Annotated in this window: 19 protein-coding genes and 4 pseudogenes; 11 read left to right on the forward strand and 12 right to left on the reverse strand. The window is 68.6% G+C overall.

Going from position 1 to position 23,208, the window contains the following annotated elements; all coding sequences use genetic code 11:
- Positions 1-503: 503 nt before the first annotated feature.
- Positions 504-839: a helix-turn-helix transcriptional regulator gene (locus ACGFNH_RS30375; protein ID WP_393659227.1), complete on the reverse strand. Its 336-nt coding sequence runs from the start codon at positions 837-839 to the stop codon at positions 504-506.
- A gap of 247 nt (positions 840-1,086) precedes the next feature.
- Here ACGFNH_RS30375 and ACGFNH_RS30380 point away from each other — a divergent pair, with 247 nt between their 5' ends.
- The 3 genes and pseudogenes from ACGFNH_RS30380 to ACGFNH_RS30390 all read left to right on the forward strand — a co-directional run bounded on the left by ACGFNH_RS30380 (position 1,087) and on the right by ACGFNH_RS30390 (position 3,141).
- Positions 1,087-1,416, forward strand: coding sequence for an STAS domain-containing protein (locus ACGFNH_RS30380; protein ID WP_393659229.1), 330 nt, complete (start codon positions 1,087-1,089; stop codon positions 1,414-1,416).
- 62 nt (positions 1,417-1,478) lie between these two features.
- Complete coding sequence (locus tag ACGFNH_RS30385) at positions 1,479-2,348, forward strand: RNA polymerase sigma factor SigF (protein WP_393659231.1); 870 nt, start codon at positions 1,479-1,481, stop codon at positions 2,346-2,348.
- 384 nt (positions 2,349-2,732) lie between these two features.
- Positions 2,733-3,141, forward strand: a pseudogene (locus tag ACGFNH_RS30390) (NUDIX hydrolase).
- 328 nt (positions 3,142-3,469) lie between these two features.
- Here ACGFNH_RS30390 and ACGFNH_RS30395 read toward each other — a convergent pair.
- The 3 genes and pseudogenes from ACGFNH_RS30395 to ACGFNH_RS30405 form a co-directional block, all read right to left on the reverse strand.
- Entirely contained in the window at positions 3,470-3,715 is a 246-nt protein-coding gene (locus ACGFNH_RS30395; protein ID WP_393659442.1) for a hypothetical protein, read from the reverse strand.
- A 149-nt stretch (positions 3,716-3,864) separates the two neighbouring features.
- Positions 3,865-4,449 (reverse strand): annotated as a pseudogene (locus ACGFNH_RS30400) (Gfo/Idh/MocA family protein); the annotation flags it as partial.
- A 332-nt stretch (positions 4,450-4,781) separates the two neighbouring features.
- Positions 4,782-5,255 (reverse strand): winged helix-turn-helix transcriptional regulator, encoded by a 474-nt coding sequence (locus tag ACGFNH_RS30405; RefSeq protein WP_393659233.1) that lies wholly within the window; start codon positions 5,253-5,255, stop codon positions 4,782-4,784.
- Positions 5,256-5,537: 282 nt separating this feature from the next.
- Between ACGFNH_RS30405 and ACGFNH_RS30410 the strand changes: the two genes are divergently transcribed.
- The 5 genes and pseudogenes from ACGFNH_RS30410 to ACGFNH_RS30430 all read left to right on the forward strand — a co-directional run.
- Positions 5,538-6,701, forward strand: a complete 1,164-nt coding sequence (locus ACGFNH_RS30410) for a serine hydrolase domain-containing protein (RefSeq protein WP_393659235.1) — start codon at positions 5,538-5,540, stop codon at positions 6,699-6,701.
- 316 nt (positions 6,702-7,017) lie between these two features.
- Positions 7,018-7,863: an MBL fold metallo-hydrolase gene (locus tag ACGFNH_RS30415; protein WP_393659237.1), complete on the forward strand. Its 846-nt coding sequence runs from the start codon at positions 7,018-7,020 to the stop codon at positions 7,861-7,863.
- A gap of 176 nt (positions 7,864-8,039) precedes the next feature.
- Positions 8,040-8,528: a hypothetical protein gene (locus ACGFNH_RS30420; protein WP_393659239.1), complete on the forward strand. Its 489-nt coding sequence runs from the start codon at positions 8,040-8,042 to the stop codon at positions 8,526-8,528.
- Complete coding sequence (locus ACGFNH_RS30425) at positions 8,521-9,426, forward strand: alpha/beta hydrolase (RefSeq protein WP_393659241.1); 906 nt, start codon at positions 8,521-8,523, stop codon at positions 9,424-9,426. Before ACGFNH_RS30420 ends, ACGFNH_RS30425 begins: the two co-directional genes overlap by 8 nt.
- Positions 9,427-9,725: 299 nt before the next feature.
- Positions 9,726-10,022: pseudogene (locus tag ACGFNH_RS30430) on the forward strand (IS5/IS1182 family transposase); the annotation flags it as partial.
- Positions 10,023-10,661: 639 nt separating this feature from the next.
- Here the strand turns inward: ACGFNH_RS30430 and ACGFNH_RS30435 are convergent.
- Positions 10,662-11,819 carry an NAD-dependent formate dehydrogenase gene (locus tag ACGFNH_RS30435; RefSeq protein WP_393659243.1) on the reverse strand — a complete coding sequence of 386 codons (1,158 nt, stop codon included), beginning with the start codon at positions 11,817-11,819 and terminating at the stop codon, positions 10,662-10,664.
- Positions 11,820-11,994: 175 nt separating this feature from the next.
- Between ACGFNH_RS30435 and ACGFNH_RS30440 the strand changes: the two genes are divergently transcribed.
- The 3 genes from ACGFNH_RS30440 to ACGFNH_RS30450 all read left to right on the forward strand — a co-directional run bounded on the left by ACGFNH_RS30440 (position 11,995) and on the right by ACGFNH_RS30450 (position 14,431).
- Positions 11,995-12,468 (forward strand): replication initiator, encoded by a 474-nt coding sequence (locus ACGFNH_RS30440; RefSeq protein ID WP_393659245.1) that lies wholly within the window; start codon positions 11,995-11,997, stop codon positions 12,466-12,468.
- Positions 12,441-12,587: a hypothetical protein gene (locus ACGFNH_RS30445; RefSeq protein WP_393659422.1), complete on the forward strand. Its 147-nt coding sequence runs from the start codon at positions 12,441-12,443 to the stop codon at positions 12,585-12,587. The genes ACGFNH_RS30440 and ACGFNH_RS30445 overlap by 28 nt, the downstream gene beginning before the upstream one ends.
- A gap of 1,121 nt (positions 12,588-13,708) precedes the next feature.
- On the forward strand, positions 13,709-14,431 hold the full coding sequence (locus ACGFNH_RS30450) for an SDR family oxidoreductase (RefSeq protein WP_393659247.1): 723 nt from the start codon (positions 13,709-13,711) through the stop codon (positions 14,429-14,431).
- Here the strand turns inward: ACGFNH_RS30450 and ACGFNH_RS30455 are convergent.
- The 7 genes and pseudogenes from ACGFNH_RS30455 to ACGFNH_RS30485 form a co-directional block, all read right to left on the reverse strand.
- Complete coding sequence (locus ACGFNH_RS30455; protein ID WP_393659249.1) at positions 14,324-14,557, reverse strand: VOC family protein; 234 nt, start codon at positions 14,555-14,557, stop codon at positions 14,324-14,326. The two genes, ACGFNH_RS30450 and ACGFNH_RS30455, sit on opposite strands and share 108 nt — an antisense overlap.
- Positions 14,558-14,602: 45 nt before the next feature.
- Positions 14,603-15,967 carry a hypothetical protein gene (locus tag ACGFNH_RS30460; RefSeq protein WP_393659251.1) on the reverse strand — a complete coding sequence of 455 codons (1,365 nt, stop codon included), beginning with the start codon at positions 15,965-15,967 and terminating at the stop codon, positions 14,603-14,605.
- A gap of 11 nt (positions 15,968-15,978) precedes the next feature.
- On the reverse strand, positions 15,979-18,198 hold the full coding sequence (locus ACGFNH_RS30465; protein ID WP_393659253.1) for a hypothetical protein: 2,220 nt from the start codon (positions 18,196-18,198) through the stop codon (positions 15,979-15,981).
- Between the two features lie 105 nt (positions 18,199-18,303).
- Positions 18,304-19,170, reverse strand: coding sequence for a hypothetical protein (locus ACGFNH_RS30470; protein WP_393659255.1), 867 nt, complete (start codon positions 19,168-19,170; stop codon positions 18,304-18,306).
- A 200-nt stretch (positions 19,171-19,370) separates the two neighbouring features.
- Positions 19,371-19,773 (reverse strand): annotated as a pseudogene (locus tag ACGFNH_RS30475) (UvrD-helicase domain-containing protein); the annotation flags it as partial.
- Between the two features lie 75 nt (positions 19,774-19,848).
- Positions 19,849-21,879 (reverse strand): hypothetical protein, encoded by a 2,031-nt coding sequence (locus tag ACGFNH_RS30480; protein ID WP_393659256.1) that lies wholly within the window; start codon positions 21,877-21,879, stop codon positions 19,849-19,851.
- A 40-nt stretch (positions 21,880-21,919) separates the two neighbouring features.
- Entirely contained in the window at positions 21,920-23,161 is a 1,242-nt protein-coding gene (locus ACGFNH_RS30485) for an acetyl-CoA carboxylase biotin carboxylase subunit family protein (protein ID WP_393659258.1), read from the reverse strand.
- Positions 23,162-23,208: the final 47 nt, after the last annotated feature.

The following is a 23,208-nucleotide window of genomic DNA, read 5'->3' on the forward strand; positions in this document are numbered from 1 at the left end:
CGGCGCCCGCGTCTCACCCATCGCGCTCGGGCAGGCCCAGCGACATCACTGCTCGCCGTTCAGCAGCGAATACATGAACGTGTCCCGCCTGTCGGCCCCCACCTGCTGCCAGCCCTGCAGCAGCCCCTCACGTTGGAACCCCGCGCGCTCGGCAGTGCGCACGGACCGGTGTTCCACGGCTCGACATACAGCTCAAGCCGAGGAATCCGCAATTTGCTCAAGGCCCAGTTGGCGACGGCGCCGACCGAGGCCACGGCCGCCCCCTGCCCACGCGCCGACTCAACGACCCACGTGAACGAAGCCACAGTGGCTTACGTCCCGCTGCGTCCTGCCAATGCCAGACCCTTGCAGCCTCACAGACCTCGCGCGCCCCAGGCAGCGATGGCCCCAGGAGCGCTAGTGAGCACGGTGGTGCAGAGGCTGGCCGGTGGGCTCTGCGGCGATAGTCGGCGCCGGTATCGGCCGCACAAGCGGGAGGTGCAGCAGGGAGGGGTGGGCCAGTGCTACGCGTCGGCTCGCGTGGCCGGCTCGCCAGTGCGGCGGGCCTCGTCCTGGACGAGAAGAGAGAGGAAGGAAGCGACGGAGAGGCCGGCTTCGGCCGGGTGTCGCAGTACCTTCCCTGGCTCGATCCGGTACGTATTCGTGCGGCCTTCGCGTGTATGGGACAAGTAGCCCTCTTGCTCAAGGTCACCGATGATCCGCTGGACGGCACGCTCGGTGAGCCGGCAGTAAGCGGCGATGTCGCGGATGCGGGCGTTCGGATCATCGGCGATCGCGGCCAGCACGCGCGCGTGATTGGTGATGAACGTCCATCCGCTGTGAGGGTCAGGCACTCCCATGCGGCAATCCTAGGACCCCTCTTGGCAGACATCAAATACATGACATATATTTCCTGCATCACGCTGCGCATGTTGATGTTGCGGCGCAGACAGGACTCCAGGGAGGGCGAGCGGGGTGGATGCTCGGGACGAGGCGGCGAGAGAGCGCGCCCGGGGGGCGAAGCCGCAACTGGGGAAGCCGGTCGGCGGGGCGGTGGGTCCGGCCTGTCTGACGAGGATTTACACGGCTCCCGACACGGGAGAGACCGTGGTCGTCGTGCGCGGCGAGATCGACATCGCCTGCGAAGCTGCACTCCAGAAGTCGCTTGCGCAGACATTGAGTTGCTCTGCCCAGGGAATCGAGATCGATCTCAGCAACGTCTCCTTCTGGGCGTTCTCCAGCGTGAGGGTCCTCCTCGCCCTACGTCAGCTGGCGTTGCGAGAGGGCAAGTCCGTGTCTCTGCGGGCGATCAGTCCCATCGTGCGCCGTGTGCTCGAACTGTCCGACACGCTCTGTCTTTTCACCACACGCGCGGCTCCTGCTCCTCCAACGCCACCGGCGGGCAGACGGCCACCACCCACAGCTTTGAGCGCATAGGCCCAGTGATGGCCCCGTGGAACAGCACCCCAGATCGGTCCGAGAATGAGAGGGCAGTCCCCATGACCACCGTCCGGCAGCATTTCGCCTCCGAGGCGCTGGCTCCTTCCACGACGCACCCCGTATCGGAGTCGTTGCCTCAGGTGGAGGACCCCAGCGCGGTGACGCCGCGGGACGCGAGGGCGTTGTCGAAGGTGTTCTTCGACCGGCTCGCGGAGCTGGAGGAGGGCACTGCGGAGTACCAGTACGCCCGGAACACCCTGATCGAGCTGAACCTCAACCTCGTGAAGTTCGCGGCCCGCCGGTTCCGCGACCGGGCCGAGGAGCGGGAAGACGTCGTGCAGGTGGGCACGATCGGACTGATCAAGGCGATCGACCGCTTCGACCTCTCCCGCGAGGTCGAGTTCACCACCTTCGCCCTCCCCTACATCCGCGGAGAGATCAAGCGACACTTCCGCGACACCACCTGGTCCGTCCACGTCCCCAGGCGCCTGCAGGAACTGCGCATCGCCATCGCCAAGGCCTCTGAGAAGCTCGCCCACGACCAGGACCGTGACCCCACCCCGGCCGAACTCGCCGAGCACCTGCAACTCAGCGAGGACGAGGTCCGCGAGGGACTGGTGGCAGCCAGCGGCTACACCGCCTCCTCCCTCGACCTCCCGGTCGACGACGGCGACGAGGGATCGATCACCTACGCCGACTGCCTGGGCGACTGCGACCCGGCCCTGGACAGCGTCGAGGACATCGAAACGCTCAAGCAGCTCATCGCCGAACTCGACGAACGCGACCGCCTCCTCCTCCAGATGCGCTTCGGACAAGAGATGACCCAATCCGAGATCGGCGCAGAACTCGGCCTCTCCCAAATGCACATCTCACGCCTGCTGACCCGCATCTTCCGCCAGCTGCGCGAGGGCATGCTCACCCAGCATTGAGCTGAGGAAGGGCCCGTGGGGGCTTGACGGGGCGGGAGGGCCGCACCGGCCAAAAGGGGCCGGGCGGTCCTCCACTCCTGCACCCGAGCGTCAAACTGCCTTCGCCGTCCCACAACACCACGGCTACCCAGCGCATACGCCTGCCTCCACCACGCCGGTCGCCGAGCCGACCGACGTCAACGGCGCCAGGGCCTCATATACGTCTTCATGAACGGCATTCGGGGGAAACCACGGAAGGTCAGGTGCGCGGCCAGGAGCCGCTGACCGTGCAGCCACCCGTCGGGCCGGCGAACATGGCGGCGGGCGGTTTGCCTGCGAACAAGGCTGGGGATTCTCGGCCGCGTTGGGGTCAGGCTCTACGAAGTCCGCTGCGAAGGAGACCGCATGACCGACACCACCGAGCAGCCCGGCATCTCCGCCGCCATCATCGTCGACGCGGGCCGGGTGCTCATTGTCCGACGACGCGTCAAGGAGGGCGAGCTCAGCTGGCAGTTCCCGGCGGGCGGCATCCAGGCGGGGGAGACCGCGGAGGAGGCGGCGGTTCGGGAAACGCTTGAGGAGACCGGCCTGACCGTTGAGCCGGCGAAGTGGCTCGGTGAGCGGGTCCACCCGAAGACGGGCCGGCTCATGTCGTACACGGCATGCTCCGTTCTGTCCGGCGAGACTCACGTCGCAGATACCGAGGAACTGGACGCGGTCGCCTGGGTCACTCACGGCGAGATCACCGACTACGTGCCGTACCCGCTGGCCCCGATGGTGCAGGGGATACCTTGACCAGGTGCTCTCGCAATGAACCGGACACTCGTCATTGCCGCTGCTGCGGCTACAGCCTCGATCACAGGAGCTCGGTGGGCCTTGGCTTGACCGGCCCTGGCTTCGGGTCGCCCTGCGACTCACGGGCACGCCGCGCGCGGACGCTGCGGGTTCAGCGGCGGAGGAGGTAGCCCGTCAGCCGTGAGCGGGCATTGTCGGGACTGAGCCCGAGCGCGGTTCCGATCGTCTCCGGGGACAGCTCGTCGGCCTCGACGGCGTAGGCGGCCTCTTGCCGACGCGGTGGGCGAGCCGGTCCAGGGTCGCGACGGCCTTGAGTGCGGCCAGCGGTGCCTGGTCCGCGAGCGTGGTCAACTGCGTCTCCAGCTGATCCAGGATCTCGGTGAGGCGGTCGGCAGAGGGACGGTCTGGTGGTCGACGGTGCCGATGTGCTCGGTCCAGTCGTCGTGCGCGGCGGAGGTGTCCAGGTCGTCCAACCGGTCGTCTTCCACCTCGGTCCGGTCGATCGGGTAGGTGGAGCCGCGCATCCGCATGCGCAGGCGCCGCGCACGGCGGCGGCCTTGGGCCTGCGCATCCGCCCGGTGTAGGCCCACCACTCACTGGTCCAGTGACCGTTCCAGGCGGGCGAGCGTGCCCGAGATCGTCGCCGTGGTCGGTGTTCGCGCATGGAGCGTTGTGCTGAGCAGGCCGTGCGCCCCCGGTCGGTGGTCACGACGACGGATGTCTGCCCGTCCACACCGGTGAACGCCTTGCTGCCGACCGCGGTCACTGTCGTGAAGGGCCCGAGGACCATCGACGCGAACGACACCGGATACACCCCGAGATCGAGTAGCGCACCTCCGGCGAGTTCCGGGGCGTAGAGACGATGCGTGGCGTCCTCGGGCATGAATTGGCCGTGATCGGCAATGAGGGTCCGTACCTCGCCCAGGATTTCGGAGTGGAGAACCTGCCGCACCACGTCGATATGCGGCAGGAAACGCGTCCACGTCGCCTCCATGAGGAAGACGCCTCGCTGCTGCGCCGCGGCGACGAGTTGCTCCGCTTCGTGGCCGTTCCGGGTGAAGGCTTTCTCCACTAGCACGGCTTTGCCTGCCTTGATGGCGGCGAGGGCATGCGGGAAATGCTCCGAGTGCGGTGAGGCCACATAGACGGCCTGCGCTCGTCCTCCAGCAGTGCGTCGTGGCCGCCGTACGCCGCCGGTACGTCGAACGTGAGGCGAACGCGCGGGCTCGATCCGTACTCCGTGAGGACACCGCGACCACGCGCTGCGCCGTATGCGTGTGCACGGCCTCGGTGAATGCCGCCGCGATGCCCCCGGGTCCGACCACACCCCGGTTCAGCGCAGGTACCTGAAGGGATCGGGCGTGCTCTGGGCAGGCAGGGACGGGCGGCCGGTTTCGCCGAACTCCTCATTACCGGACGGGAGAAGACTCGCCACGGGACCGACCTCCGGGAGGGGTACGGAATGTCATCGCTACGGTCTTGAGCACTTCCACGGGAGGAGTGCTGCCGTACCGCTGGGGGTGCGCGCCCCGGATGAGCGGCGAAAGCCCCCGAACTCGGCCCGGCCGTTGCTCTTCACTCAAGCGGATTTCTCGCAGCCCTGGCAAGCTCGACCAGCCGGATCGACGAGGTTGGATTTCCGGGGAGGCATGCCCCTCCTCAGGTCTGCGTGGCGGGCGAGCCGGGTCCCGCAATCGTCACGACGTCCTCGGGCGCAACGGGGCGGCCGTCCGCGTCGATGATCGCCACCCGGACAGGTTGGTTCGTCCGCCGGTGGCGCATGAACGCCGGGGGACCTTCGTCGCCAGCGAGGTGCTTGTCGCCCCAGCTCATCAGCGCCGCGAGCACGGGGACGAGCTCCAGTCCCGCCTCCGTCACGTGGTATGCCTGGCGCTCGCGAGCCCCCTTGTCCCGATAGGGCCGCTTCTCCAGCACGCCGGCGTCGACCAGGCTCTCCAGGCGTTGCGCGAGCACGTCGGTCGAGATCCGCAGAGCCTCCTGGAACTCGCCGAACTTCGTGCTGCCTCTGAGGGCTTCGCGCACCACCAGGAGGGTCCACCGCTGGCCCAGGACGGTGAGGCTGCGCGCGATCGAGCAGGCTCCTCCAGCTTCGAGTGAGTTTCGCTCCGCCATGACCCGAGCCTATCACTGGCTCTGATTATCCCAGTCAGGTACGGCCGTGCGGTTCTGTTCGTCGGCGGTCGAGGCTGCGCCCCGAAGGCATCTGACTTGACTTTCCGAAGTCATCATGCCAGCGTCGCCCCCAGGGATGACTTTGAAAGGCCAAGTTAGATGGCTCTCCGGCGAAGAGGACGCCCAGTGGCGCACGGTGCGGTCGGCAGGGCTCACTCGCCCACGGGCACCACGCAGGCGTTCGCTCGCGGCCGGACCCCCTATCCCACAGGAGGAGACATCATGATCACGGCTGAGATCGCGGGGCACTGCGACGCCCGCTTCGCACCCGTACGCGACGCCCTGACCGAGCGGCTCGAGAGCGGCGAGGAACTCGGCGCGTCCGTCGTCGTCGACATCGACGGCGAGACCGTCGTCGACCTCTCGGGCGGCTGGCGCGACGCCGAGCGGCAGGTGCCATGGAGCAGCGACACGATCGTCAACGTGTGGTCTACGACCAAGACCGTGACCGCGCTCGCCGCGCTCGTGCTGGTCGACCGCGGGCTGTTGGACCCGTACGCACCGGTCGCGCGGTACTGGCCGGAGTTCGCGGCCAACGGCAAGGAAGCGATCGAGGTCCGGCACCTGCTCTCGCACACGTCCGGCGTGTCCGGCTGGGAGGCGCCGTTCACCGCGGAGCAGATGTACGACGTGGAGGCCGCGACGGCGGCACTGGCCGCACAGGCACCGTGGTGGGAGCCGGGCACCGCCTCGGGCTACCACGCGCAGAACCAGGGCCACCTCGTGGGCGAGTTGGTGCGGCGGGTCACCGGCCGGTCGCTGACGGAGTTCGTGGCGCAGGAGCTGGCGGGCCCGCTGCAGGCCGACTTCCGTATCGGCGCCGCCGAGGCCGACACCGACCGGATCGCGCCGGTGATCGCGCCGCCGCCGCTGCCGTTCGACCTGGCCGCGCTCGACCCCGGCAGCCCGATGTACAAGACGTTCGTCGGTCCGCTGAACGACGCGAGCAACGCCAACACAGCGGCCTGGCGTGCGGCGGAGCTGGGCGCGCTCAACGGCCACGGCAACGCGCGATCCGTTGCGCGGCTGCTGCGCGTGCTGGCGCTCGGCGGCACCGCGGGCGGCGTGCGTCTCCTCTCTCCGGAGACGATCGACGTGATCTTCGACCAGCAGAGCCACGGCGTGGACCTGGTGCTCGGTGTCCCGCTGCGCTTCGGTGTCGGCTTCGCGCTGCCCGAGATGGAGACCGTCCCCTACGTCCCCCAGGGCAAGGCTTGCTACTGGGGTGGCTGGGGCGGGTCGTTGATCGTCGCCGACCTCGACCGCCGCATGACCATCAGCTACATGATGAACAAGATGGCCCCCGAGATCATCGGTTCCGACCGTGCCGAGGCCTACCTGAGCGCGGCGTACGCCTCGCTCGACGAATCCGCCGCCACCGGCTGAAGTAGGGCGACGCCCGACCGGCGCGCAGAGCAGCGTGCCGCGTGAGCCGGAGTCGCGGAAGTGACGCCTCGCCGACCGTCGGCCCGGAATCCCGGACGGTAACGGTGAGTTGCCGTAACGGCCACGAGTCGTCACACACGGCGTCCGGGATCGGCGACGCTTCCGCTCGCCTCGTCGCGGCCGGGCCGTGTACCTCCCAACTCAGCCCTGAAGAAGGCTCCTTGGACGACCCTCTCGTGCTGCCCCAACCCCTGCGGCAACCCTCGTTCCGCCCTTTCCGTCCGTGCACATTGCACATTCTTGAGGAGGTTCCGCCATGGCGGACCAGACTGACCTGTCATACGAAGTCCTCGTCCTGGACGGAGTGACCCGGGTCTCCGAACAGCGCATGCCCAACGGCGACCCGTTCGTCTCGTCACCGCTGTCCTGCACCCTGATCCACGGTGAGCGCGACGCCGTGCTCGTCGACCCGCCGTTCACGTACGAGCAGGTGCAGGAGGTGGGGGACTGGATCGAGCGATCCGGCAAGCGGCTCGCGTACATCTACGTCACACACGGCCACGGCGACCACTGGTTCGGCACCGGCGAGCTGGTCAAGCGCTTTCCCGGCGTCCAGGTCCACGCGAGCCGCGGCACGATCGAAGTCATGCACCAGGCCGTCAAGGGACGCGAGCAGTGGGAGGCCTTCTTCCCCGGTCAGATCCCCGAGACCCCGGTACTGGCGGAGCCGGTGCCGGCCGACGGGTTCCTGCTCGAAGGCAACCTCGTCCGGTCCGTCGAGGTGGGACACACCGACACCGACGAGACGACGGTCCTTCACGTGCCGTCGATCGGCCTCGTGGTGGCTGGCGACGCCGCCTACAACGGCGTGCATCAGATGCTCCTCGAGAGCGCGAACGGCGGCCTCGAGGAATGGCTCAAGGCGCTCGACATCATCGAGGCCCTGAACCCCCGCGCCGTCGTCGCGGGCCACAAGAACCGCGACCTGCCCGACGACCCCGCCATCCTGGGCCGGACGCGCCAGTACCTCCTCGACGCCGCCCGTCTGCTCAAGACGAGCGCGAGCCCCACCGAGTACTACGACGCGATGCTGGGCCTGTATCCCGACCACCTCAACAGGGGCCCGCTCTGGTACGGGGCGGTCGCTCTCGTGGGCCGATGACGCTGCCCTGAGCATACGTTCCCGGCCCGCCCGCAAGAGCTCACTGCGTGACGCGCGCCCGCGCCTGCCGCTTCCGGGGCCGATCCCGGAAGCGGCGGCGCGGGCGGCCGCTGCCTCCCGTCCTGGGCGCACATCCACGTGACCGCCAACACCTCTCTGCACAAGGAGTCCATGTCATGTCCCACGACCAACTCGCAGCCACGCACATCCAGGTGACCGAGTGGTTCTTCGAGAGCTATCTGCCGCACTGGGTCGCAGTGGCCTCGGGAGAGTCCTCGCAGGGCCCCGAGTTCATCCATGACTACTGGGGAACTCCCTTGCACGTCACGGCGCAGGAGCATTCATTCTGGTGCCTCGACGACGCGAGCGTGCTCCGCTTCCTGGACCTCAACCACGCCCCGCTGCGCGAGGCGGGCTACAACCACACCGTCGTGCCCGACCAGCGCGTCCTCGTCTACAACACCGTCGGTGCAGCGGTCGAGGTGATCTGGTCACGGCGCCGCGCCGACGAGAGCGAGATCCAGCGCTGGGCGGTGCACTTCAGCGTGGCCCGATCCGGCCAGGGCTGGCGCGTGGTCGGCATCCACTCCGCGGAGACGGATCAGGACAGCCTCGCCGACGTATGGCCCGGCGCCTCGGCCCCGCAGGAGGCGAGCCATGGCTGAGAAGGTCTATCCGCCCCTGGTCATGCCCGAGGGAGTCGGCCGGGCACGCGTCACGGTATGGAGCGGCGGCATCGCGCTTGACGCGGACGTGTACCGGCCGTCTACCGTCGCCCCCGACGACGCACTGCCCGCCGTCGTACTGGGTCACGGATGGGGCGGCAGCAAACTCACCGCCGAGCGCTATGCGGCGCTGTTCGCCTCAGCGGGCATGATCGCCCTCACCTTCACCCAGAGCAGCTGGTTCGGCTCGGGCTCTCCGCTGCAACTGGTTGGCGACGTACCCGGCCTCGAGGACGGCAACGAGGTGCTGACCCGGGTGCGGATCATCCGGGACCTCGTGGCCCCGTTCGCCTGGGCGGCGAACCTGCGAGCCGCTCTGGACTACGTCGAGGGCGAGCCGAACGTCGACCCCGCCCGGATCGGGGTCTGGGGCACCAGCTTCGGCGGCGGAGTCGCCGCGTACGGCGCCGCTCACGACGACCGGGTCAAGGCCTTGAGCGTGCAGGTGCCCGCCATGGCCCCGCTGAGCGGTCAAATGGCGCAACTGGCCCGCAAACGCGCGATCGATACCGCCCGCGGCGACTTCGACGCGTTTCCCCAGGGCGTCGATCCGTGGCCGGACATGGAGGGGACGCCGCACCTGGCCGAGCTGGCGCACTTCGACCCCATGGCCCAGGTCGACCGTCTGCGCATGCCCACCCTCATCATCGATGCCGGCGACGACGAGCTGTTCCCCATCGCGGACAACGGAGGTCGCGCGGCAGAGATCCTGGCGTCCGTTCCGGGCAACGTCGTCGACTACCAGGTGATCCCCGGCATCACGCACTACGGGATCTACTTCGACGGCTACGAGCCGGGCAGCCGCGCCGCCCTCGCCTGGTGGGAGCGCCACCTGTGACGCCGTCGTGTCCGTACCCTCGACGTGCCGACTGCGCTGGGCCCGCTCCACGTGCAGGACGCCGGACCCGCCGACGGTCCCGTGGTACTGCTGTGGCCGAGCCTGTTCAGCGATGGCGAGACGAGTTGGGGCGGGCACCTCACGGGCCTCCATGACCTCGACCGGCGCACCTTGCTGGTCGATCCTCCCGGCACCGGCGGCAGTGCACCGGCGACGCGGGCCAGCTGTGCCGCCCGGCTCTCCTGCCGAGGCGCACGTCCGGCTGTCGGTAGGGGGAGCGCTTCGGTAACTAGAAAGTCGACCACCTCAGCGGCGACAAAGCGTACTCCTCGCGCAGCAGCCGCCGTTACCTGCGCCGTCGGCAGATCAAGCACACCATCCCCGAACGGCGAGACCAGCGGGCTCATCGCCAGCATCGCGGAAGCTCGGGAGGCCGACCCGCCGGCTTCGACCCGACCCGGCACGCGCGCAGGAACGAGGTCGAGCGGGTGATCAACCAGCTCAAGGCCCACCGGGCGGCGGCAACACGCTTCGACAAGAGGGCCTACATCTTCCACGGCACCGTCACCGTCGCCGCGATCCGGCTCTGGCTCCGGCCGCGAACCGGGTCCGGACTCATTACTCGGCCCGTGACGATCGACTCGCGGGGCGCCAGGCCGAAGGCCAGGCGACGTCCCGATTGACCGGACCGGTCACCCCCAGACTGGCCCGTGCGTACTCGGTGTACTGCCGCTGTGCGCCTCTGAACTCCAAGTACGCCTGGTCCCAGCGCTGTTCGACGTCCGTGGGCATGCCCCGCGCCAAGTGCTCCAGCCGTCACAGGCAGTGGTTCAGCGTCTTGGACGCGGTGTTCGTGTCAGTGTCTCGCAACAATAAGTTGCTCCGCCTCGCCCCCGCGGCCGCCACCACCGGGCGCAGCGCTGAACCGGCGCCCGCTGCCCGGACTGCGGGATGGACAGGTGGGCAGGCCAGCGGGGGGACACCACGGTTGCCGGTCTGCACGACATTGGCACCGGCGTTCCTCACTCATGTCACGCGTAATCGGCAGAGGCTGTCAGCGGCTTGTCTCTCTTCAAGTCAAGCCCTCCACTGACAGCACAGTGACGATCAACAACTGACAATCACGCAGACCATCAGCGTCGTGACCTTGGAAGGCGGCAGCGGTCAACTGCCCGGCCGGCACTGTGGACAACTGCCCGCGAGCGACAGACGCCCTTGCCCGCCGTCCGTTCGGTTCAGACCGTGTACGAGCGTGCGCCCGTGCCGGCCAGTCTGCCGCCCTCCACGATGAGGTACTCCTGGCGGATGGGGCGGTGGTCGAACCAGCACTCCAGGATCTCCCGGACACCTGCCGCGTACCGTGCCTGCGCGGAGAGTGGCGCACCGGCCACGTGTGGTGTCATGCCCTCGTGCGGCATGGTGCGCCACGGGTGGCCCTCCTCCGGAGGCTCCGGGTACCAGACGTCACCCGCGTAACCCGCCAGGTGGCCGCGCTCCAGGGCCCGAACCACGGCGTCGCGGTCGACGATCAGGGCGCGGGCGGTGTTGACGATGTACGACCCTCGTTTCATCATGCCGAGCAGTTCGTCGTCGAAGAGGTTCACCGTCTTCGCGTGCAGCGGCGCGTGGATGGACAGCACGTCGACGGCGGCCGCCAGGGAGCGGACGTTCTCGTGCCATGTCAGCCCCAGTTCCCTCTCGACGTCCGGCTGCAGCCTGTGCACGTCGTTGTAGTGCAGTTTCACATCGAACGGCCTCAGCCGACGGAGCACCGCCATGCCGATCCGTCCGGCGCCGAAGACGCCGACGTCCATGCCCTCCAGGTCGTAGTTCCGCGCGACGCTGTCGGCCACGTTCCACCCTTGGCGTGTGGTGACCCACTCGTGGCCCGGCAGGTAGTTGTGGACGAGCGCGAGGATCTGCATGACGGCGTGCTCGGACACGCTGATGCTGTTGCTGTAGGTGATCTCCGCGACGGTGATGTCGTGCTCGATCGCGCTCGGCAGGTCCACGTGGTCCGAACCGATCCCCGCCGTGATCGCCAGTTTCAGGCGCGGCGCACGCCGGACGCGGTCGGGAGTGAGATAGGCAGGCCAGAACGGCTGCGAGATCAGCACATCGGAGTCCCGGAGTTCGTGGTCCAGCACGGAATCGGGGCCCTCTTTGTCGGCGGTGACGACCAACGTATGGCCCCGGCTCTGCAGGAATGGGCGCAGACCGAGTTCGCCGGATACGCAGCCGACCAACTCCCCCGGCGTGAAGTCGAGCCCCTGGGGGCTGGGTGTCGTCTGCCCTCCGGGATAGCTGCTGATGAAGGGAATGCCGTCACGTGCATACCTGGGCGGGTAGCCGTCGACGGGGTCCGGATAGAGGACCGTGAGGATCTTTGCCATGGCTCCTCCTCCAACGCCGAAGGTAGCCGTGCATCACCGGAGGTAGCCGCGCTCCGGCCGGCCTTCCTCTACTGCCGGGGTGCCCGGCCCACCGCATATGAAACGGGCCCCGAACCCGTTGCATCACCGCACCCGCGGCCGCCGGATGCGCCGGGGAATGGAGCGGACACAACACGTGCACTTCCGTTCCGCCGGCCGCCGGGCCAACGATCCACTCTTCGGCCGCTGGCTGGAGCAGATCACCACAACCGGTGGCTGCGCCCACCCGATCCACCTGACCGGCTCCACCACCGTCTACGACGCAGCCACCGGCATCGTGCTCCACCACGACGACACCTCCGCAGAACCCGGAGAACGCCTCCTGGTCCGCTGCCGCAACCGCCGCGCCACCGTATGTCCCGCCTGCTCCCGCCTCCACGCCGGCGACACCTACGACCTCGTCCGCGCCGGACTCCTCGGCGGCAAGAACATCCCCATCGGCGTGCGCGACCGGCCCGACTGTTCGCCACCCTCACGGCCCTCTCCCTCGGGCCCGTACACCACAACACTGGTGGCGAACGCTGCCGCCCCTGACGCACCGGGGCCCAGTGCGAACACGGACAGCCACTCGGGTGCCCGCCCATCCACACCAAAGCCGATCGGCTCGTAGGACAGCCTCTGTGCCCCGACTGCTACGACTGCACCGGCCGCGTCCTCTGGCACGCCAGGAACTTTTGCCGGGCGGTCGCGATGTCGGCCCCTCCCGGGTCGCTCGGACGTGGGCGGTGACGGCGGCGACGGCAGGGTGTGGTCCGCGGTGTCTGTGGTGATCGCGATCGCCCGGTAGGAGTGGCACTGGCCTCGTCTGGTGATTCCGGGGGTGGGGCTGCTGGGCAAGGTGACGCCCATCCCGTCCAGCATGGTGGCGATTTGAGTCCAGTGGGGGTTGATCCGGCGGGAGGGCTCCGCCGTATTGCGGTGGCGCAGTTCGGGGGGCAGAGGGGTGGCCAGGCCCACTCGGCGAGCGCGCTATCCAGAAGTTCGGCGACCGCGGTTTCCGTCATGGCGCCGACAGCGGCCAGGGCCTGCGTTGCATCGCCCCGCTCGGCGGCGGCCACCGCCTTGGGAACCCAGCCTCGCGTGGCGGGCCCGGCGTACAGCCTCCATCCGGGGTCCTGGAGGCCGTACCCGAATGCCGCGCCGGCGAATGCTGCGAGGGTCGGGCGATGCTGCGATCAGTGTCTTCGACAGGGTCGAGCTGCAGCTGCCGCAGCCCTTGCGGCAGGCTGCCACCAGGCGGGCTGCCAGTTCGGGGCGAAGGCCACGTCCAGTACCGCGAGCGAAGGTCTCGAGCAGGACGGTGTCGGGCAGCGGAGTGTGGTGGTGGAGGGTGCCGGCGGCGGCTGACGCGTGCGAGGCCGCGGCGCGCTCGGCCCGGTTCCTCGCGCGGCTCTTCTGCCCGTGCTTCTTGACCACAGGAGTCTCACTTCCCGCGTGGGCGGTTGCCCATGACCCGGTGCGCGCGCGTGAGAGGTTCTGCGTACACGGAGGATTCTTCTTTGGTTTTCGCACTGATGCGCTGGGACGGGTGTCCTGGCACCTTCGCCGCGGGGGCTTCAGTCATGGGCTGCAGCGAGGCTTGGGCCTGTGCACGGCCTGCGGCGATGCTAGCCCAACACTTCACTGCACGCACCCATCAGTCCGCGTGTGGAGAGGCGACTCCCGTGTCGGGTCGCCAGCTTCACCCCCGCGGCCCGGCGGAACGAGCCTGGCCCAGGGGTCACGCGGCGCTGCATGCCGGGATACACCGGATCTGAAAGTCGGTGTCTTCGGGCGACGCGTGGTCGGTGAAGCGATGAGTCCGCTATTTGCCCCAGGTCTGAACAGCCATCACCACCCGCGCCGAGGAGATGACCGTGCTACTAGCCAGGAAAACAGCGATCGTCCATGGCGGTTCCGGAGCGGTGGGGGCGGCTGTTGCTCGCGCCTTCGCGCGGGAGGGCGCCGCGGTCCACCTCACCGGACGAACAGTTCCGCCCCTCGAGGACGTGGCGCGGCGCATCCAGGACGAGCGAGGGGTCGCTCACGTCGCCCAGCTGGACGCGACGGACCGGGACGCCGTCGACCGCCACGCCGATGCCGTGGCGGTCGCGGGCAACGGCATCGACATCTGCTTCAACGCCACATCCAACGATGACATCCAGGGGAGCCCGCTCCTGGACATGGCCGTTGCCGACGTGCTCCGCCCGGTCACGAAGTCGGTGAGGACCACCCTCATCACGGCCACGGCAGCAGCCCGGCACATGGTCCGCCGCAAGAGTGGCGTCCTTCTGGTCATGGCCGGCGGGCGCGAGACCATCCCGGACCTGGGCGGATCACACATCGCCTGGTCCGCCCTCACAGGCGTCTGTCGGCAACTCGCAGCGGAACTCGGCCCGCAGGGGGTTCGCGTCTGCTGGCTTCTGTCCCCCGACTCTCCCGCACCTGGTCATGAGCGGATTGTCGTTTCCGGGTCTGTTGCCGCGCTACCTGGGCGTCAACACAGAGAACTCGTTGCCCTCGGGATCGGCCATGGCCACCCGGCCGACCTCGCTCTGGCCAATGTCGATTCGAGTCGCCCCGAGGGAGAGTAGACACTCACTCCCCGGCCTGCCGATCACCGTGGACGGGCCGCGGCCTCCACCCGCTCGGCGTCGTCGCTCTCCGGATCCTCGAGAAGATAATCGATCTTCATATGGCAGCAATGTAGCCCCGCCCACTGACGGCGTTGTCGTGGACGAACCAGGGGTTTCGCCGTACTGATGTCACCTGTTCGGATACTGCCCGTACCCCTCTCCGAGGTACGGCGGTGGCGGGGCGTACTGGTGCGCGCGATTTCCTGCCATGGCGAACCAGGCGTTCGAGCCCCGCAGGACCAGCAGGACGAAGACCGCGATGCACCCGAGGACCGCGAGAGTCGTGGTCAGGTAGACGGCCTGGTACGCCCACTGAGGGTAGATCTCGGTGAAGCTGGGGAACGGGTCCTGGTACTGCCCCGCACCCATGCTCTCCTTCAGCCGCTGCGACTCCTCCGCGAGCTGGCTCATGGTGGCCTGTGAGCTCGCGGTCAGGAGGCCCCGGCCCGTGGCCAGTGCTGCGAACAGCGCCGTGGCGACGAGTGCCATGATGCGTGCCCGCGGCCGGGGCAGCCGGATGGCGAGTGCCAGGCCGATCAGTAGCGCTGCGACGGCCACCAGGGCCACCACCACGATGACGGTCGGCCCCGCGGCAGTGTCCGGAAGGCGAGGGAAGGCCACGTCGATGCCGTACGGAGCAGTTTGCTTCTCCATGGCCCGCTGGTAGTCGTCGAGCCAGTTCAGCATGGCCTGGTACGTCCGGATCTCTATGACGGCGGCTACGAGGGTGACGACTGCGATGCCCACCAGAACGGCCATGGCCGTGGTGACGGCGACCGGCCGGCGTGCGCCCTGGAGCGACGGCGGTGGCGGCGGAAGGTGGGGAGGAGGGGGCGGGGCGCCGGGCGGCAGGGGCCGATGGCCGGAAGGCGCGGGCAGGTAGGTGGGAGGCCCGGGCAGGTAGGTGGGAGAGGGAGCCGGGTCGCCGGGAGGGGCAGCCTGTTGGGTGTGCGGCGGGCCCTGGTGGACGGCCGGTGGGAGAGTCGGGGGCGGCGTGACAGGGGGGTGCGCACTCTGCCGGGCGGACCTCGTGGAGCGGAAGTAGCCGTGGGAGGCGGGCAGCGCCAAGAGGGTGACCGAGGCCAGGGTCAGCAGCAGCATCCCGGCGGCGACGATCCGGGTCATGTCGCCGTACCACGGCACGGTGTCGTAGAAACCGGCCGCGAGCAGCGCGACGTTGAAGCAGACGGACAGTCCGCCGACGACCCAGGTCGTCACCCGGGCCCCCTGACGTCCCCGTCCGTCGAGCAGGGACAGCAACAGGCAGAGGCCGCCGAACACGATCGTGAGCACGGCGAAGGCGGCCAGCCCGTACGCGGCCAGGTCCCCTGCCGCGCCGTCGGCGGCTTCTTCGCTCCGATGGTGGCGGAACTCGGGGATGGCGAAGAACGTGCCGACCGAGGAGACCAGGGCCAGCGCGGCCACCCCGGCGAACAGGTAGCTCGCCGCGAACACGGCGGCCGGTGGGGCCGGTACCGCCAGTGGCGGTTCCATCCTTGTCGTGGTCACCGGCCCGCCCCCGTCGGTGAGTTCGCCCGGCGACGCCACAACAGCATGCCGCCCATCACGAGCCAGGCGGTGAGCGGCACGGCCCCCAACACGTAGAACAGCGGCTTCGACGTTGCTGGGTCGGGGCTGGCGAAGGCCTCGGCCAGGGGCACGGCGGTGGTCTGGCCACCGAGCCAGACGTCGCGTCCCTCGCCGCTCGGCTCGTGCAGTGCGTTGCGCGCCGTGGCTGTCAGCGCGGGGTGGTCCCTGGTGAACTCGGTCGCGCTCAGCCGTTTCTGGTTGATCTGGCTGAAATCCACTCCGCCGTAGATGTAGGTACGGGCGTAGATGACTTTGCCCTTGGTGGTGGTGCGCTTCACCTTGAACTCGCCGTTCTTGTACGACTGGACGTAGCGGTCGAAGACCTCACGGGGTGTCCACTTCTCCCGGGAGGCCCAGCGGCTGATCTCCCCCTTGCCGATGAGGTCCGAGTACACGGTGTGCTTGGTGGCGCTGCGCTTGCGGAACCACTCGGCGGCGACCCGGCTGGCGTAGACCCGGCGCAGATCGGCGTACTCGGGCGCGGAGTTCACGGCCTTCTGGATCTGCGGCAGGATCGTCGTGCGGTACAGCGACTCGTTGTGCCGGGTGCTGGCCTCGTCCTGCTGTCCGCAACCCTTGCCGCCGCCCACGCCCGGGGTCTTGATGACCTCCGACTCCATCTTCACCAGCAACGGCGCGTCCAGGATGAACAGCTCGTCGTCGCCGTCGCGGACCGTGGCCGTGTCGGGCACGATCCACTGCCTCATGGACACGCACTTGGCCTCGCCCCGCAGCGAGTCCCAGAACTTCTTGCCGCCCGGCGTGTTCGGGTGGATGAACTTCGCCACCGACTTCTTCATCGCCAGGTCGGCCTCCAGCAGCACCCGCCCGGCGTCGGTCCTGCCGAACTTCTCGTCGATGATCCGGTCGGGCTCGTCCGGATTGAGATTGACCGTGAATGCGGACGGCGGGAGCGCCAGCCAGACGAAGAAGGAGTCCGAGGCGAGCCGTGCGGCCCGCGGGCCGCCGAAGGACGGCTCGTCGGTCGTCAGGGCGTCGGCCTTGAACGCGTACTGCACACCGGAGCCGTTGTGGTAGGTGTCGGAGACGTAGCGCAGTTCCAGCGTCGAGAAGTCGACGCCGCCCAGATCCTCGGCCAGCTCCGGGTGACCGGATTCCGCGGCGAGCTGCCTTCCGACCTCGCGCATTTCGGCGGCCTGCTCGCGGGTGTCCCCGGATTCGGCGATCTCCGCCGGCGCCGCGGCCGGGGCCTGATACTGATCCGGGGCGCGCAGGAGGTCGTCGGCAGCTGCGCCGCCCTGAAGTCCGCCGTCCTGCGGACCGCCCTTGGGCGTGCCGCCGCCGTCGGGACCGCCGTCGTCCGGGTCGGTCCCTTCCGGGTCCGTCCCGCTCGGGTCTTGCGGGTCGGCCGGCGGACCGCCCGTGTTGATCACCTTCTTCAGGGCCGGCACCACGACATAGGGAATACCGGCCTCCGCGAGCAGCTTCTTGGCGTTCCCGGACGGCTGGACGGCGAAGATGTACACCAGTCGCCGGGGATTGGGCTTCCCTCGCTCGGCCTCGACGAAGGCCTTGTCCCGCGCCAGTTCCTTGGGGTCGATGCCCGAGCCGGACTTGGCCTCGTAGAACAGGCCGAGTTCGACGTTGGCCAGGTCGTAGAAGCGGTCCGCCTCGGGGACCTGCAACTCGGTCTGCCAGCCGTGGTTCGCACCGAGCCTGAGCCGATCCACGAGGTGTCGTACGTAGGCCTTGCCCTGGTAGTCGTTACCTTGAGTCGGAAGGAACTTCACGAGCCATTTGTGCCAGGGCAGCGCTTTGCTCGGCCGCTTGCTCCCCGGATTGCGGAGGAACTTGTCCAGCTTCTCGGCCTTGTCCAACTGGTAGTCCTGCCACCGTCTCAGGGCGTGCTCCCACGTGCCCGGGATCTTCGCCCTCCGATTGAGCATCGCCGCCGCCACCTCGTGGCTCTTCGGCTCTGCTCGGCCGCGCAGCCACTCGGAGGGGTTCCGGTACTCGTACGTCTGCCGCGGGCCCATGCGTGCCTGGCGTGACCCGCCCGGCAGTGTCTCCGGATCCGGCGCGGGCCCCTCGAAGCTGGGCAGCGGCACCGGCTTCGGCGCGGCCACGCCCGGGCCCGCCCAGCCGAGCGGGCCGCACAGAGCCACCAGGGTCACCGCGACTAACCACGCCCGGACTCGACCACGTGCGCGCACGACCAACTCCCCCTGCAGACAACGGCGATGGCCAACCTATCGACACATGCCCACCGCGGGAGAGGTTCAACAGAGCTGATCGTAGACGCCGCGCAGCACACCCGGAACGCGGTCGGCGAGCGCGATCTGGATCAGCAGGAAGGGCACCGCCACCGTCCCGTTCGGGATCAGCTGATCCAGGAAGGGCCGTCCGACGAACATGTTGTCCCCGTCGGGCTCGCCGGGGTGGTAGCACCACTGCGCGCGCATCGCGGGCCGCAGCACCTCCCCGAGGTACCAGGAGGCGCCCTCGGCGAACTCCGGGTGCGCCGCCAAGCCGTCCGGCCCGCGAACCTGTTGACGCGCAGCCGCCTCCAATTCGTCCAAGGACCGCTGGGTGAAGTCCCAGAGTTCGGGCCGCTCGGCGTACGCGGCGAGCCAGGCCGGCAGACCCGCCGCGTGCTTCGCCAGCCACGCGTCCAAGTACGGCCAGGCGTACGCGGTCAGTTCACGGTCGAGACCCGGCGTCGGCTGCTTGCTCGGCGTCCAGCCGGGTGCGGCAGCCTGCTTCTCGGCGACCGCCCGCTCCAGCTCCCGTAGACCGCGGCCGAACTCCTCGCCGTCCCGACGCCGCCGAGCCCGCTCGACGAGCTCCGCCGGGCAGACCGCCGGCAGTCCGAGCTCCGGGTCCGGCGACACAACGGGCAGACCGCGCCGTTCGTCCCAGGTCCAGCTTCCCCCAGCCGCCGACAGCAGAGCTTCCCCGAGGTACCCGGCGACCCGCTCCTGGAAGTCCGCCCCGGGGGCGGTCCGGGCCAGCAGCTCCGCCTCCAGACGCGCCAGCGACACCGGCGAACGGTCCGTCAGCGTCAGTACGCCCGGGGGAAGTTCGAAGTCCACCAATCCGGCCAGCCGAGGCTGCATGCCCTCCAGCCAGTCTTCCAACGGCTCCACCGATACTCCCGCCACTCGACCCACAGGGCTCCGCGGGCTCCGGACCCATCGTCCGTCGTGAACGCCGCCACGCGCAACGACCCCCCCCGTCGGGTCCTCAGCCGTCGGCAGCGGTGCGCACTGCCTCACGCGTCATCAGAGACACCCCCTCAAAGCGCGACTCGCCCAGGATGGCCAAGGCCGCGTCGGCTGTGGACCTACGAAGCCCCTGCAGCGAGATGAGGGCCGAAGCGGAAGGACTCGAAGGGTGAGGGCGGTGCCGTTGCAGCCGGTCATCACCTCTTTGGCTCTCCACCCATAGATCGCCTGAGCCGAGTCTCCGACCATCACCGACTGGGCATGTTCGCGCCGGCTGCTGAAAACCCGCTCGAGGGCGGGGTTGGTGTCCTGGGCTTCGTCCAGGAGGAAGTCCGCGTCAATCCTGGGCCGGGTCAGTGCCCACATCTTCAGGTAGTGGTCGTGATCGGAGCGGACCACACCACTCCCAGGACGTTTGCAGGCCGGTCCATGCCATGGAGGCGAAGGGCAGTACGGCTTGGGCGAGTTGTGTGTGACGTTCCGGGCCTCGAGACCGCGCAGGCGTGGGACGTGGTGGCAGGTGAGTGTGGTTCGGCTGTGCGGCCCTAGCGCGTCACAGCGCCCAGCGTGGTGTGGGAGAGGACGCCGGGGATGCGCGGGTCACAAGCTCGAGGGCCTGTCGAGGGCTTGCAGCCTTCCCGCGGGTAGCCGGTCGTTGCCCCAGCTGCGCTCGATGTAGCCGATGATCCGCGCGACGTCCTCGGCGGCCACCCGCTCCGGTTCGCCGCGCTCAAGCGGGTCTGCGTGGAAGATGTAGAGCCGCGAGGCGAACTGGTCGAACGGCAGTGAGGCCTCGCCGAACCGCTCGCCGTTGCCCGCGGTGGAGACGACGACGCCGTCGCCCCAGTCCTGGCCGCTGTCGTTGTTCGGGTTGAAGAAGTACACCCGCATGACGTCCTGCGGGTCCGGCGCGGTCCGCAGGATCGTGATCGCGTGCCAGCCGACGTAGCGGGCCGCGCTGTCGGTGACGGCGACGCCGGCCGGCTGCGGATGGATCAGCGGCTGATCGCCGTTGTAGGCCGGGTGGTAGCTGGCGTGGAACTGCCGCAGGAACGCGTCGAGGTCGACCAGGTTTCCTGTCGCGACGTCGACGTTGATGTGGAACCCACGGGCCGCCCACCAGCCGTGAAACTCGGGGTTGACCCACCGGTGCGGGTCCCCTGGCCGCGCTGCGCAGCGCCGTCCCATTTCCGCGTAGATCCGGTCCAAGTGGGGTACTACGAGCAGCGACACGGGGTCCAGGTCCATCGGCAGCGTGCTCGCGAGTCCGCTCGCGCTGTCCTTCGAGGAGATCGGCTGGCCCTCGAAGTGCATGAGGATCTCGTCGTCGCGGGCCGCCCAGACAACCACTTGCAGCAGGTAGTCCGGGTCGTTGTAGGACCACATCGACAGCGCGCGGGCCGACTGACAGGTGGGGTTGTCGCCCTGACCTACCCCGAGCGGCTGGCCCAGCATCGAGAGCACGCCCGCGACGAGCCGAGCCTGCGGCCCCGGCACCTCGCCGAAAACCGTCGTCAACCGCTCCCGCGCGACCGGGGAGAGCTCGAGTGCCAGCTGGCGCCACAGCGCAGGCACCACCGGCGGCTCATACAGGATGCCGCGGTCGAGTAGCAGCGCCAGCCCGTAGACGCTTTGCGCGGTCTGCGGGTGCACGGCCACCTCGATCAGGCGGTGCACCAGTTGGCTGTAGCGCAGCAGGCAGTTCCGGCCGGTGTCGGACAGCCCGAGCGCCTCACCGAGGAGGTAGTCGCTCTCGCGGAGGAGGAACCGGAGCAGTTCCGCGTGGTACGGCGACACCAGGCCGGTGTCGTGCATCGCCCGCGCGAACCCTGTCGCCTCGTACTGCAGGCCGCCGGAATCCATTGCCTCGAGCCGGGAGCGGAAGACATCGATGCCCGGGTCGTCCCGGCACGCCTCGGTGGTCCCGAACAAGCTCGTGATGAGTCGGTCGATGCCCTGCCCTGACGATACGCCAAGAGCAACGTCCGGGTCGGCGCGGTAGATCGCGATCCGGGTGATCAGGGCCTGCACCGCCTCGACCTGGATCGGACGCTGGCGCAGGATCCGCCAGATCTCGTCGACCAGGTTGTCCATGACGCTGTCGTAGCCGATCTCGTCGGCGAGGTGGCGGAACAGGTCCCGGATGAGCTGTGCGGTCCGGCCCTGCTGGGTTCGCTCCGCCTCGCTGGGCGCGGTGAACAGCAACTCCAGATTCGTTGCCAGTACCTGGGACAGGAACTGGCGGGCGTCCTCGGCGGACAACGTCGGGTGCGCGAAGTCACCGCCGGCGACGGCGAGCATCCGCAGCTCGCTGGTCGCCTCCATGACAACAGTGTCGGCATCTCCGCTGTGCAGGCTCGGGCCGACCAGCGACGGGATGAGGATCTCCGGTGACGCCCAGTCCGTCTCCCGGAAAAGCCCGGCTTCCTCAAGGGCCTGCGCCCTGGCCTGCACCGCCGCGGCGCCGCCCGGCTGCATGAGCACCCGTCGCAGTGCTTCCAGGACTCGCCGTAGCTTCGTGTGCTTGCCGAAGTCGCGGGTTTCGGCCATGGCCTGGATGGCGTCGTCGAGTGAGGTCACGCGCTTGTCCAGCGTCGTGGCCTCACCGCTGGCGTCGGCGGTCGGTTTCAAGGGGTTTTCCTCGGGTTGGTCTCCTGCGTCCACGGGGCCCTCAGACGTAGAAGTCGAGCTCTTCCTGTTTCTTCAACAGGTCGCGCATCCGGTAGGGGTCTTCACCGAAGAAGTACACCAGACCCCAGTGGGTTCCGAACGCGGTCCTCTTGGTGACGGTCTCCTCCAGCGGCGTCGAGAGGTCGTGCGACTCGTAGTAGTCGTCGTCCTCGGTCTCCTCCGGGATCTCCAGGTTGCTGACGACGCGGCGGCGCGGGTAGACACCGAAGCAGCCGGCGACCCCGGACGCGTCGACGACCTCGCGCGGGAAGAAGGCGTCGATCTCCTCCTCGGTCGTCTTCGGGTCGAAGGCCAGCACGAGGGCATGGTAGGCGTTGAACCCGTATGCCCGCTCCAGCAGCTCGAACACCTTGAAGCCCGGCGGCCGGTAAGCCACCTCGCCAAAGTACATCTCGCCGTCGCTGGTGACGAAATACTCCGGGTGTACGAAGCCGAACTCGATGTCGAACGTCTTGATGAGCTTCTCAATCTGCGCCGTGATCTGCGGGCGGTACCGCTCCAGTTCCGGGGTTGCCGGCACGAACACCGAATATCCCAGCGTGACGTATTCGGAGATGTTGAGGAACTTGATCTTCCCGTTGTGAATCCACGCCTCGACGGCGAACTCCCACCCGTCGAGGTGGGATTCCATGAGAACCGGGAATTCCTCTTCCGGAATCGTGTCGACCTCGTCCGGGGTGCGGATGACGCGATGCCCGAGGCATCCTGCCTTGTCGAACGCCTTGAGATGGATCGGGTCGTTCGGGTCACCGTCCAGCTTGAGCAGGGTCTGATTGACGCGCTTGAGGAAGCGGATCACGTCGTCCCGGTCGTGGGCTTCTTCGAAGATTCCTACCCGGATGCCGCCGAGTTGTGCGCGGCGCTTCATCAGCGCCTTGTCCCGCAGCAGCAGGGACTGCCCGTACAAACGAGGATTGTCCAGCAGAACGGAGTTGATCGCCCCTGCCCATTCGACCGTCTCCTCGAAAAGCGGGATCGCGACATCGACACCCTTCTTCTGCAGAGTCTCGGCGATCTCCACGGAGCGGTCGTTGAGCCGCTCGAAATCCCACAGCACGTAGGGGATGTCGTGGTCGACGCAGTACTCTTCGGCCCACTCCGGCGCCACGACGACGTATCGCCGGTCGAACCGGTCGAGGGCTTCCACCGCATTGAGACTCCAGCCAAGAAGCGCTACGTAGCCTTTGTCCGGATTCCTGGTGACCGGGTCGCCCTGTGGCATAGACGGTTTCTCCTTCGGAGCGTGCGCTCATCGACGGCGTGACTGGC

It is taken from the genome of Streptomyces sp. NPDC048639, assembly GCF_043199075.1.
In the GTDB taxonomy this organism is placed as follows: domain Bacteria; phylum Actinomycetota; class Actinomycetes; order Streptomycetales; family Streptomycetaceae; genus Streptomyces.